At 44.3% G+C, this 12386-nt stretch carries 9 protein-coding genes, 10 tRNA genes and 1 other annotated feature; of the genes, 18 read left to right on the top strand and 1 reads right to left on the bottom strand.

Features of this window, described 5'->3' with window-relative positions; all coding sequences use genetic code 11:
• Positions 1-8 precede the first annotated feature (8 nt).
• Both tsaD and ispD read left to right on the top strand, forming a co-directional pair.
• A complete protein-coding gene (gene tsaD / locus BQ9856_RS17855; RefSeq protein ID WP_077613436.1) occupies positions 9-1046 on the top strand; it encodes a tRNA (adenosine(37)-N6)-threonylcarbamoyltransferase complex transferase subunit TsaD in 1038 nt (345 codons plus the stop codon).
• Positions 1047-1312: 266 nt separating this feature from the next.
• A complete protein-coding gene (ispD, locus tag BQ9856_RS17850; RefSeq protein WP_077613435.1) occupies positions 1313-2029 on the top strand; it encodes a 2-C-methyl-D-erythritol 4-phosphate cytidylyltransferase in 717 nt (238 codons plus the stop codon).
• A 28-nt stretch (positions 2030-2057) separates the two neighbouring features.
• Here the strand turns inward: ispD and BQ9856_RS17845 are convergent, their stop codons facing one another.
• Positions 2058-2384, bottom strand: a complete 327-nt coding sequence (locus tag BQ9856_RS17845; protein WP_077612229.1) for a helix-turn-helix domain-containing protein — start codon at positions 2382-2384, stop codon at positions 2058-2060.
• A gap of 217 nt (positions 2385-2601) precedes the next feature.
• On the opposite strand from BQ9856_RS17845, the gene BQ9856_RS17840 reads away from it, so the two are divergent.
• From BQ9856_RS17840 to tnpA, 16 genes are all read left to right on the top strand, one after another.
• Positions 2602-2868, top strand: a complete 267-nt coding sequence (locus BQ9856_RS17840; protein ID WP_077612228.1) for a hypothetical protein — start codon at positions 2602-2604, stop codon at positions 2866-2868.
• Between the two features lie 188 nt (positions 2869-3056).
• Positions 3057-3142: transfer RNA gene (locus tag BQ9856_RS17835), tRNA-Ser, on the top strand.
• A gap of 45 nt (positions 3143-3187) precedes the next feature.
• A tRNA-Ser gene (locus BQ9856_RS17830) sits at positions 3188-3276 on the top strand.
• A 229-nt stretch (positions 3277-3505) separates the two neighbouring features.
• Positions 3506-6581, top strand: a sequence feature (most likely nonfunctional fraction of RNA operon).
• Positions 5098-5241, top strand: a complete 144-nt coding sequence (locus BQ9856_RS24925; RefSeq protein WP_200801322.1) for a hypothetical protein — start codon at positions 5098-5100, stop codon at positions 5239-5241. Its footprint overlaps the feature before it by 144 nt.
• 76 nt (positions 6582-6657) lie before the next feature.
• Positions 6658-6730, top strand: a tRNA-Asn gene (locus BQ9856_RS17820).
• 4 nt (positions 6731-6734) lie between these two features.
• Positions 6735-6806: transfer RNA gene (locus BQ9856_RS17815), tRNA-Glu, on the top strand.
• A 6-nt stretch (positions 6807-6812) separates the two neighbouring features.
• Positions 6813-6885: transfer RNA gene (locus tag BQ9856_RS17810), tRNA-Thr, on the top strand.
• Between the two features lie 37 nt (positions 6886-6922).
• Positions 6923-6996, top strand: a tRNA-Ile gene (locus BQ9856_RS17805).
• 29 nt (positions 6997-7025) lie between these two features.
• Positions 7026-7099, top strand: a tRNA-Asp gene (locus BQ9856_RS17800).
• A 70-nt stretch (positions 7100-7169) separates the two neighbouring features.
• Positions 7170-7242: transfer RNA gene (locus tag BQ9856_RS17795), tRNA-Val, on the top strand.
• A gap of 117 nt (positions 7243-7359) precedes the next feature.
• A tRNA-Leu gene (locus BQ9856_RS17790) sits at positions 7360-7445 on the top strand.
• A gap of 29 nt (positions 7446-7474) precedes the next feature.
• Positions 7475-7548, top strand: a tRNA-Arg gene (locus BQ9856_RS17785).
• A gap of 125 nt (positions 7549-7673) precedes the next feature.
• A complete protein-coding gene (locus BQ9856_RS17780; protein WP_159441904.1) occupies positions 7674-7838 on the top strand; it encodes a helix-turn-helix domain-containing protein in 165 nt (54 codons plus the stop codon).
• 922 nt (positions 7839-8760) lie between these two features.
• Positions 8761-8925, top strand: coding sequence for a helix-turn-helix domain-containing protein (locus tag BQ9856_RS17775; RefSeq protein WP_159441904.1), 165 nt, complete (start codon positions 8761-8763; stop codon positions 8923-8925).
• Positions 8926-9847: 922 nt separating this feature from the next.
• Positions 9848-10012 (top strand): helix-turn-helix domain-containing protein, encoded by a 165-nt coding sequence (locus BQ9856_RS17770; protein ID WP_159441904.1) that lies wholly within the window; start codon positions 9848-9850, stop codon positions 10010-10012.
• Between the two features lie 1841 nt (positions 10013-11853).
• The gene (gene tnpA, locus BQ9856_RS17760) at positions 11854-12282 is read left to right on the top strand and encodes an IS200/IS605 family transposase (RefSeq protein ID WP_077609580.1); all 429 of its coding nucleotides are present in this window, start codon (positions 11854-11856) and stop codon (positions 12280-12282) included.
• The last annotated feature ends 104 nt before the right edge of the window (positions 12283-12386 follow it).

Genomic DNA, 12386 nt, shown 5'->3' with positions numbered 1-12386 from the left:
GAATGGCAATGAAGAAGAATCATACAGAGGAAGATGTCTATATACTGGCAATTGAAAGTTCCTGTGATGAGACGGCAGCAGCCGTAGTAAAGAACGGAAGAGAGGTTCTTTCGAATGTGATTTCCTCCCAGATCGCCCTGCATACATTATATGGAGGCGTGGTACCGGAAATTGCATCCAGAAAGCATATAGAAAAGATTAACCAGGTCATAGAGGCAGCCCTTTCGGAAGCCGGGATGAACCTGGAGGAAATGGACGCCATCGGAGTAACTTATGGTCCGGGTCTGGTGGGAGCCCTTCTTGTAGGCGTTGCAGAAGCAAAGGCAGTTGCTTATGCTGCCAAAAAGCCGCTGGTTAACGTCCATCATATTGAAGGGCATGTATCTGCCAACTTTATTGAGCATCCGGATCTGGAACCGCCGTTTATGTGTCTGATCGTGTCCGGCGGTCATACCCATCTGGTCATTGTAAAGGATTATGGAGAATTTGAAATTCTGGGACGCACCAGAGATGATGCGGCAGGAGAGGCCTTTGACAAGGTGGCCAGAGCGGTGGGACTGGGATATCCCGGCGGACCGAAGATTGATAAAGCGGCAAAGGAAGGAAATCCCCATGCGATTAAGTTCCCCCGTGCAAAGGTAGACGGGAGCATTTACGATTTCAGCTTCAGCGGTTTGAAATCGGCAGTATTAAATCACATCAACCGTACCAGCATGATGGGAGAGGAAATAAATGTTGCCGACTTGGCGGCTTCCTTCCAGAATGCGGTTGTGGATGTGTTGGTGAGCCATACGGTGGAGGCGGCAAAAGAATATGGGTTTAAAAAAGTTGCCATAGCCGGCGGTGTAGCCTCCAACTCCGCATTGCGGGAAGGGATGCGCCTTGCCTGTGAAAAAGCCGAAATTGCTTTTTATTACCCATCGCCGATTTACTGCACCGATAATGCAGCCATGATCGGCGTGGCAGCCTATTATGAGTATATCAATGGAGCGAGAGCCGGATGGGATTTAAATGCGGTTCCAAATTTAAAGCTGGGTGAGAGGTAATACCTTCGGGTATCCCTTAATGCCCAGAAAGCATGGGCGGGAAAGAGGAAACACCCTTCGGGTATCCCTTAATGCCCAAAAAGCATGGGCAGGAAAGAGGAAACACCCTTCGGGTATCCCTTAATGCCCAAAAAGCGTGGGCGGGAAAGAGGAAACACCCTTCGGGTATCCCTTAATGCCCAAAAAGCATGGGCAGGAAAGAGGAAACACCCTTCGGGTATCCCTTAATGCCCAGAAAGCGTGGGCAGGAAAGAGGAAACGGTCAGATGGAAAATGGGGAAAGAACAGCGGCAGTCATATTGGCAGCGGGAAAAGGGACACGCATGGGAAGCCAGGTGCATAAACAATACCTGGAGCTTTTGGGAAAGCCTTTGCTGTATTATGCTCTCAATGCCTTTGAAAATAGTTCCGTTGATAAAATCATACTGGTGACAGGCCCCGGAGAAACCGGATATTGTCAGAAGGAAATCGTGGAAAAATACGGTTTTACTAAGGTGGCCTCAGTAAGGCAGGGCGGAAAAGAACGGTACCATTCCGTATATGAAGGGCTTAAAGCAGTGGAAGACTGTGATTATGTCCTGATTCATGACGGAGCCAGACCGTGCGTGACCAGAGAGATTATTGACGCAGCTTCTGACGGAGCCAGAAAATACAGGGCCTGTGCGGTTGGGATGCCTGTAAAGGATACCATAAAGATTTCTGATGAAAAGGAATTTGCAGCTTTAACTCCGGATCGGGACAGACTCTGGCTGATTCAAACTCCCCAGGCCTTTGAATATGAACTGGTGCTTTGGGCATATGAAAAGCTTATGTCATTGGAACAGTATCAGGAAGGGGTAACGGATGATGCTATGGTAGTGGAAACCATGACTCAGGAAAAGGTGAAATTGATTCGCGGCGATTATGCCAATATAAAGGTTACAACACCGGAGGATATGGAAATCGCCGGGGTGCTGATTAAGAGAAACCATTTGAAAAAATAAAAGGAATGCTGTGGCTGCAGCTTCCTTTTTATTTTTTCCCTCCTGATTTTAAAAGATCCTTTACGATTAGATGAAGATGGTCAAGCTGTTCACGATTCAAGTGCTGTGCATCATTCATAAGCTCTTTTACTTTTGCCGGGCTATTTATGTCGTGGGAGAAAAATTCGGCTGGCTCAATATCCAGATACTCGCATATATAGAAAAAACCCATCATGGACGGAAGAGCTAGTCCATTTTCTATTTTATGGATATATGTGGGATTCTGTCCAAGAGACAGACTCATATCACGTGCAGATACGCCTTTCTGAGTTCTAAGCTCTGAGAGGCGTTTTGAAAAATTGAAATCTATATACATGGGTAACTCCTCCTGATTCCATAGTATTGCATTAAATGAAATATGTGTAGTAAATAATGCAATCCATCACTTGACATGTTGCATTCATTACAATATTATTAGTTATATAAAGTATTTAATGTATGACCAAGCCAGGAAATCCGCAATGTGGATTACGTGGTTATTAGATATTATCAGCTGCTGCATCAGATGAAAAGAAGGGAAGAAGGTACGGTAGATGAAAACTGGAGAAAACAGGATAGAGAAGGACAAAAACGCCAAGGACGGGCTTCTGGACCGGATTGCGGCGGAGTCAGGCTGCATGTACCTGTCAGATTTACGAGGCTGTATTTTCAAGGGGCGCTGCCGCTTCGTTGTTGCTGGAATAGCAGCGAATGATTATCCAGTAAAAGTATGGGAGGATGCGGTCTATTATATAATAGGAACGGAAGAAGAATTTAAGACAGCCGAGGCTGCGAAACAGAGGCTATTGGAGTATCTGTAGTCGCAAAAAATAATATTTGAAAAAAATGTAAAAAGATGTTGACAGAATAAATAAACAATGATAAACTATCCAAGTTGCCGCTGATGAGTGCGACAAAATAAGCAGTATGATTCTCCAAGAGATTTGGAAAAATAGAAAAAGGTACTTGACAAAAGTATGGACTTCTATTAAAATGTAAAAGCGCATTTGGAGAGGTATCGAAGTGGTCATAACGAGGCGGTCTTGAAAACCGTTTGTCCGCAAGGGCGCGTGGGTTCGAATCCCACCCTCTCCGTTGGCAGGTTTCAGCCGCTGAATAACATAAAAAAATCAGCTAACTGCAGAAGTACCCAAGTGGCTGAAGGGGCTCCCCTGGAAAGGGAGTAGGCCGTTAGTAGCGGCGCGAGGGTTCAAATCCCTCCTTCTGCGCTGACATCTGGATGAGATGAAGATTTTGGAAAGATGTTTAAGTACCTTGAAAACAGAAGATTGAACAGTATGTAAAACCCTGAAAATTCTAAAAAATAAGCCATGTTTGATGGCTTTGAATGAGAAAATTCAGAACGAATACAAGCAATTGTATACGAACCAAACAACAAGTAAAACGGGAAATAAATTAGCTAGTTAGTTGATTTTGACCCCGGATTGAACAACATTATAATATGAGAGTTCGATCCTGGCTCAGGATGAACGCTGGCGGCGTGCTTAACACATGCAAGTCGAGCGAAGCAGTTTGGAGGAAGCCTTCGGGTGGAATCCAAACTGACTGAGCGGCGGACGGGTGAGTAACGCGTGGGTAACCTGCCTCATACAGGGGGATAACAGTTGGAAACGACTGCTAATACCGCATAAGCGCACAGTGCTGCATGGCACGGTGCGAAAAACTCCGGTGGTATGAGATGGACCCGCGTCTGATTAGGTAGTTGGTGAGGTAACGGCCCACCAAGCCGACGATCAGTAGCCGACCTGAGAGGGTGACCGGCCACATTGGGACTGAGACACGGCCCAAACTCCTACGGGAGGCAGCAGTGGGGAATATTGGACAATGGGGGAAACCCTGATCCAGCGACGCCGCGTGACTGAAGAAGTATTTCGGTATGTAAAGGTCTATCAGCAGGGAAGAAAATGACGGTACCTGACTAAGAAGCCCCGGCTAACTACGTGCCAGCAGCCGCGGTAATACGTAGGGGGCAAGCGTTATCCGGATTTACTGGGTGTAAAGGGAGCGTAGACGGCGCTGCAAGTCTGGAGTGAAAGCCCGGGGCTCAACCCCGGGACTGCTTTGGAAACTGTGGAGCTGGAGTGCAGGAGAGGTAAGTGGAATTCCTAGTGTAGCGGTGAAATGCGTAGATATTAGGAGGAACACCAGTGGCGAAGGCGGCTTACTGGACTGTAACTGACGTTGAGGCTCGAAAGCGTGGGGAGCAAACAGGATTAGATACCCTGGTAGTCCACGCCGTAAACGATGAATACTAGGTGTTGGGGAGCAAAGCTCTTCGGTGCCGCCGCAAACGCAATAAGTATTCCACCTGGGGNTGAGTCAGTAAAGGTAGACCCGAAACCGGGTGATCTACCCATGTCCAGGTTGAAGCTGCCGTAAAAGGCGGTGGAGGACCGAACGCACATCCGTTGAAAAGGGTGGCGATGAGGTGTGGGTAGGGGAGAAATTCCAATCGAACCCGGAGATAGCTGGTTCTCCTCGAAATAGCTTTAGGGCTAGCCTCGTATTAGTCTGCCGGAGGTAGAGCACTGAATTTCCTAGGGGGCGTCAAAGCTTACCAAAGAATATCAAACTCCGAATGCCGGCCAGATGATGTACGGGAGTCAGACTGCACGAGATAAGTTGGGCAGTCAAAAGGGAAAGAGCCCAGACCACCAGCTAAGGTCCCAAAGTGCGTGTTAAGTGGAAAAGGATGTGGGATTTCAGAGACAACTAGGATGTTGGCTTAGAAGCAGCCACACATTCAAAGAGTGCGTAATAGCTCACTAGTCGAGAGGTCCTGCGCCGAAAATGTCCGGGGCTGAAACACGACACCGAAGCTGTGGAATCAGAAATGATTGGTAGAGGAGCATTCTTAACGCACAGAAGCATTACCGTAAGGAGATGTGGAGTGTTAAGAAGAGAGAATGCCGGAATGAGTAGCGAGATGGAGGTGGGAATCCTCCAGGCCGAATATCTAAGGTTTCCAGAGTAAAGCTGATCTGCTCTGGGTAAGTCGGGGCCTAAGGCGAGGTCGAAAGACGTAGCCGATGGACAACAGGTTGAAATTCCTGTACCGCATATCATCAGAACTGTGGGGACACAGAACCGAGGGAGAACCCGGGAATGAAAAGACCGGGGCAAGCATTGGACTGGTTAAGCTGGAAAATCCGCTTAGCAACAGGAAGGTGTGATGCGTACCGAACAAAAGTAGGGAAGTCTCTGTAGGGGCTGTCAAGAAAAGCCGCTATTGTGTGATATGTGCCCGTACCGTAAACCGACACAGGTGGATGAGGAGAGAATCCTAAGGCCGGCGGGAGAAGCATTGTTAAGGAACTCGGCAAAATGACCCTGTAACTTCGGGATAAAGGGTGCCTGGGAAACCAGGCCGCAGAGAATAGGCTCAAGCAACTGTTTAGCAAAAACACAGGTCTATGCAAAACCGAAAGGTGAGGTATATGGGCTGACGCCTGCCCGGTGCTGGAAGGTTACGAGGAGGGGTTAGCCGTAAGGCGAAGCTCTGAATTTAAGCCCCAGTAAACGGCGGCCGTAACTATAACGGTCCTAAGGTAGCGAAATTCCTTGTCGGGTAAGTTCCGACCCGCACGAAAGGCGTAATGATTTGAGCGCTGTCTCGACAATGCACCCGGTGAAATTGAAATACCAGTGAAGATGCTGGTTACCTGCGCCAGGACGGAAAGACCCCATGGAGCTTTACTCCAGCTTGATACTGGGATTCGGTACTGCATGTACAGGATAGGTGGGAGGCTATGAAGCAAGGACGCCAGTCTTTGTGGAGCCGATGTTGGGATACCACCCTTGCGGTATTGGATTTCTAACCTGCAGCCATGACCTGGCTGGGGGACAATGTCAGGCGGGGAGTTTGACTGGGGCGGTCGCCTCCGAAAGGGTATCGGAGGCGCTCAAAGGTTCCCTCAGAATGGACGGAAACCATTCGAAGAGTGCAAAGGCATAAGGGAGCTTGACTGCGACACCGACGGGTGGAGCAGGTAGGAAACTAGGACTTAGTGATCCGGTGGTATAAAGTGGGATTGCCATCGCTCAACGGATAAAAGCTACCCTGGGGATAACAGGCTTATCACTCCCAAGAGTTCACATCGACGGAGTGGTTTGGCACCTCGATGTCGGCTCATCGCATCCTGGGGCTGTAGTAGGTCCCAAGGGTTGGGCTGTTCGCCCATTAAAGCGGTACGCGAGCTGGGTTCAGAACGTCGTGAGACAGTTCGGTCCCTATCCGGCGTGGGCGTAGGATATTTGAGAGGAGCTGTCCTTAGTACGAGAGGACCGGGATGGACTGACCTCTGGTGTATCTGTTGGCGATCAAAGCCATGGCAGAGTAGCCAAGTCGGGAAGGGATAAACGCTGAAGGCATCTAAGCGTGAAGCCCCCCTCAAGATGAGATATCCCATCGCAAGAGTAAGACCCCTTGAAGACGACGAGGTAGATAGGGCAGAGGTGGAAGCATGGCAACATGTGGAGCTGACTGTCACTAATAGGTCGAGGGCTTAACCAAGTTGGTTTAGGTAAGAGGAAAGAACGGATGAAAGATATGTAACAATGTGTGGTTTTGAGGGTATATGCCTCAATAATCCTCGATAGCTCAGTCGGTAGAGCAAACGGCTGTTAACCGTTGGGTCGTAGGTTCAAGTCCTACTCGGGGAGTTTTGGCCCCATGGTCAAGCGGTTAAGACATCGCCCTTTCACGGCGGTAACACGAGTTCGAATCTCGTTGGGGTCATTTATTGCCGATGTGGCTCAATTGGCAGAGCAGCTGATTTGTAATCAGCAGGTTATCGGTTCGAGTCCGATCATCGGCTTTTGAAAATTTCATATGTTTTCAGATTATAATATTTAGGACCTTTAGCTCAGTTGGTTAGAGCAACCGGCTCATAACCGGTCGGTCCTGGGTTCGAGTCCCCGAAGGTCCACTAACACTGAACTAAATATTTGATAATCTGGCCTGGTGGCTCAGCTGGTTAGAGCGCCGCCCTGTCACGGCGGAGGTCGTGGGTTCGAATCCCATCCGGGTCGTTCTGTATTAAAAAGTACAGGCTTTACAAAACCAGCAGGTAAGTTGTATAATGCTTACTATATTGTTTATGGGATCTTAGCTCAGCTGGGAGAGCATCTGCCTTACAAGCAGAGGGTCATAGGTTCGAGCCCTATAGGTCCCATTTTCATGAGTAACGAGACGAAATACGCTTTGCGGATTTCGCTCGTTGTCGCGGCAGTCGCCAACTGAACATGCAAGCATGTTCGCTTGGCTCGTTGCTCGCACAAATCATGAGAATGCCGGCGTGGCGGAACTGGCAGACGCACAGGACTTAAAATCCTGCGGGACTTACCTCCCGTACCGGTTCGATTCCGGTCGCCGGCATTTGCCGAATAAGGCAAATAATTGAATATGTGTGTGTAGCTCAGCTGGATAGAGCACTTGGCTACGGACCAAGGTGTCGGGAGTTCGAATCTTCTCACGCACGTAATGGACACAGCCCCAGGAAATTTTCCCGGGGCTGTTCTTGGTTTTGCTGCCTTGTACCTTATGATTTTTTTGATGATTATATCAATATAAAATACGCAAAAATTAGGATTAATGAGGGAAAATATGGATAAAATCCGCAGAATTAAAGATTGTATAAAAAATAGCGGATTAACGCAAAAAGAAATTTCAGAAAGATTAGGAATTTCAGAAGATTCTATGGCCAGGTATTTGAAAGGGACCAGCCAACTAAAATTGGATACTCTTATCAAAATATCAGAAATAATATAAGTTTCTTTATGCTACCTTATAACAGGTAAAAATATAAATGAACTTTCAGATGAAGAAAATAAAATTATTGAAGCTTATAAAAATGCAAACCCTGGAATCCAGGAATCAATAAATAAGCTACTGGACATAGAGCTAGAACAAGAAATGCCTGAACAGGAAATATCATCAAATTCAAGGACTGGTTAAAAAAATAGAAGATGCTGAATATTGTATCTCAATGTAATTCCGGATCAGCGCAGCTCCGGGCAACCAGAGAAACAAATTGAGATACAGAAGAGAGGGACTCCAAAATGCGGAGCCCCTCTCTTTTTCAAAAATTGTAGACGAAACGTAAAAAAGGAAATATAATGAAAGTGCTGTTTTTGAACTCCATTCTGTGACAGCAGGAAGGAGGTGTAACCTTGGAGCAGCTTCTAAACTTTATTATTCCGATTATGGCAAGAGTAGCAGGCCACTACATATGCAAATGGTTAGATCGGAAAAACAAAAACAGCTAGCCTAAAAGAAACCCCGGAGAATGGACCTCTCCGGGGTTTCGCTTTTGTGTAACCTAAACAACTTCTAAACTTCTTTGGCTACTATTATCATATTTCATTCTAAATCAAATGTCAAGAAAAAGTTGTATCTTACAATTCCCACAGCTGCCAGGATCCGGAATCAAAATTGAGATACAAAAAACACCACTATTGAAAAAGTTACCAAGATATCATTAATTTACCTATGTGATAGATATCGCTATTTACCCACTTAATCAGCTACGGACCAAGGTGTCGGGAGTTCGAATCTTCTCACGCACGTAATGGACACAGCCCCAGGAAATTTTCCCGGGGCTGTTCTTGGTTTTGCTGCCTTGTACCTTATGATTTTTTTGATGATTATATCAATATAAAATACGCAAAAATTAGGATTAATGAGGGAAAATATGGATAAAATCCGCAGAATTAAAGATTGTATAAAAAATAGCGGATTAACGCAAAAAGAAATTTCAGAAAGATTAGGAATTTCAGAAGATTCTATGGCCAGGTATTTGAAAGGGACCAGCCAACTAAAATTGGATACTCTTATCAAAATATCAGAAATAATATAAGTTTCTTTATGCTACCTTATAACAGGTAAAAATATAAATGAACTTTCAGATGAAGAAAATAAAATTATTGAAGCTTATAAAAATGCAAACCCTGGAATCCAGGAATCAATAAATAAGCTACTGGACATAGAGCTAGAACAAGAAATGCCTGAACAGGAAATATCATCAAATTCAAGGACTGGTTAAAAAAATAGAAGATGCTGAATATTGTATCTCAATGTAATTCCGGATCAGCGCAGCTCCGGGCAACCAGAGAAACAAATTGAGATACAGAAGAGAGGGACTCCAAAATGCGGAGCCCCTCTCTTTTTCAAAAATTGTAGACGAAACGTAAAAAAGGAAATATAATGAAAGTGCTGTTTTTGAACTCCATTCTGTGACAGCAGGAAGGAGGTGTAACCTTGGAGCAGCTTCTAAACTTTATTATTCCGATTATGGCAAGAGTAGCAGGCCACTACATATGCAAATGGTTAGATCGGAAAAACAAAAACAGCTAGCCTAAAAGAAACCCCGGAGAATGGACCTCTCCGGGGTTTCGCTTTTGTGTAACCTAAACAACTTCTAAACTTCTTTGGCTACTATTATCATATTTCATTCTAAATCAAATGTCAAGAAAAAGTTGTATCTTACAATTCCCACAGCTGCCAGGATCCGGAATCAAAATTGAGATACAAAAAACACCACTATTGAAAAAGTTACCAAGATATCATTAATTTACCTATGTGATAGATATCGCTATTTACCCACTTAATCAGCTACGGACCAAGGTGTCGGGAGTTCGAATCTTCTCACGCACGTAATGGACACAGCCCCAGGAAATTTTCCCGGGGCTGTTCTTGGTTTTGCTGCCTTGTACCTTATGATTTTTTTGATGATTATATCAATATAAAATACGCAAAAATTAGGATTAATGAGGGAAAATATGGATAAAATCCGCAGAATTAAAGATTGTATAAAAAATAGCGGATTAACGCAAAAAGAAATTTCAGAAAGATTAGGAATTTCAGAAGATTCTATGGCCAGGTATTTGAAAGGGACCAGCCAACTAAAATTGGATACTCTTATCAAAATATCAGAAATAATATAAGTTTCTTTATGCTACCTTATAACAGGTAAAAATATAAATGAACTTTCAGATGAAGAAAATAAAATTATTGAAGCTTATAAAAATGCAAACCCTGGAATCCAGGAATCAATAAATAAGCTACTGGACATAGAGCTAGAACAAGAAATGCCTGAACAGGAAATATCATCAAATTCAAGGACTGGTTAAAAAAATAGAAGATGCTGAATATTGTATCTCAATGTAATTCCGGATCAGCGCAGCTCCGGGCAACCAGAGAAACAAATTGAGATACAGAAGAGAGGGACTCCAAAATGCGGAGCCCCTCTCTTTTTCAAAAATTGTAGACGAAACGTAAAAAAGGAAATATAATGAAAGTGCTGTTTTTGAACTCCATTCTGTGACAGCAGGAAGGAGGTGTAACCTTGGAGCAGCTTCTAAACTTTATTATTCCGATTATGGCAAGAGTAGCAGGCCACTACATATGCAAATGGTTAGATCGGAAAAACAAAAACAGCTAGCCTAAAAGAAACCCCGGAGAATGGACCTCTCCGGGGTTTCGCTTTTGTGTAACCTAAACAACTTCTAAACTTCTTTGGCTACTATTATCATATTTCATTCTAAATCAAATGTCAAGAAAAAGTTGTATCTTACAATTCCCACAGCTGCCAGGATCCGGAATCAAAATTGAGATACAAAAAACACCACTATTGAAAAAGTTACCAAGATATCATTAATTTACCTATGTGATAGATATCGCTATTTACCCACTTAATCAGCTACGGACCAAGGTGTCGGGAGTTCGAATCTTCTCACGCACGTACGGAAAATCTTCATTTTATGAGGGTTTTCAAAAATTAAGGCATCCTGTAAAGGGGTGCCTTTTTCGCATTTGTTCATAATTTCTGCCTTCCCATGAACTGCCGGTGCTTATACAATATTCCAGTTGCTCCTTGCAGTATTGTTTAACTTAAGTAATAATGAAAGCCGGTACAGATAAAATCTGACCAGATCATTCTGTTTTGGCCGCCCTGCCTGGGGAATGAGGGGAACTGGTTTATACCCACATTTTCACATCTTGTCTAAACGTCATATATTATATAGTGTGAATTAAATGGAAAGGAAGTATGATATATGAGTTACTATAGGCGGAATAGCAGACGAAATTGCTGGGATTGCCGGCGCGGTCGAGATGATGGCCGCTGGCACGACTGGGGTGATGGCCGTTGGCACGACTGGGGTGATGGCCATTGGCGCGACTGGGATGATGGCCGCAGACATGATCATTGGCATGACTGGGGTGATGGCAGGCGTATTTGGCGTCAGGAGGGTAATTGGAGCGGAGACTCAAACAATGAGGATAGCGTTGAGTAATAGAAGCGTGTAAGTGAAACGAGTGTAATAATTGGCGGGCTTCCGGTATTCCGGGTCCGGTTTAAAATAAATTGGTTTCCTTTTATTTATAATGAACGTATAATTACATGCTGCATAATTCCCCCAAACGTTGCATTAAAAGAAAAACGCTGCATTAAAAGAAAAACGCTACATTAAAAGAAAAACGCTACATTAAAAGAAAAACGCTGCATTAAAAGAAAAACGCTACATTAAAAGAAAAATGCTGTATGACAAGAAAAATGCTATTATTTTACGAAAATCAAAAGCACCGGGATGCCGCGTATTTACAAGGAATCCCAGTGCTTTTTTATGATAGGTCAAAAGCGAAAGATATAATTGAAAATACTAAACCCCCAGCTATGCTGGGGAGAATAGTGTAAGTGGAAACGGTGAGGATATAACGAAAAAGCCTCCTATGATAAAATGAGAATGGTGTCGCAAGCCAAACTCAAAAATAGGAGGCAGTCCCAATGGACAATAAAAGTTTATCACACAGTAGATGGAAATGCCAGTACCACATAGTATTTATTCCAAAGTATCGGAAAAAGCAACTATACGGACAAATAAAAGAAGATGTACGAGAAATACTTGGTACGCTATGCAAGTATAAAAATGTAGAAATAATAGCAGGAGCAGTATGCGTAGATCATGTACATTTAAGCTTAGCAATTCCGCCGAAGCTTAGTATATCAAGTTTCATGGGCTATTTGAAAGGAAAAAGTACGCTGATGATTTATGATAGACATCCAGAATTGCAGAGTAAGTGGAATAAAGCGTTTTGGTCGCGAGGATATTATGTAGAAACCATTGGTAATATAACCGATGAAGCAGTACAGAAATACATTAAAGAGCAAGCAGAAGAGTCGCGCAAGGAAGATATGAGAAGTACCGCTTTTTAGCGGACCAGTAAGGATGCTTGCGACACCGCCCTATTGGGCGAGCAGTAAGAAAGCCCTTATTAGGGCTAATATCAAACCACCAGTTGAACTGGTGGTTGCTGACT

Source organism: Clostridium sp. Marseille-P2415, from assembly GCF_900155545.1.
GTDB lineage: Bacteria > Bacillota > Clostridia > Lachnospirales > Lachnospiraceae > Lacrimispora.
The sequence above is the reverse complement of the archived record's forward strand: the minus strand, read 5'-3'. Positions and strand labels throughout refer to the sequence as shown.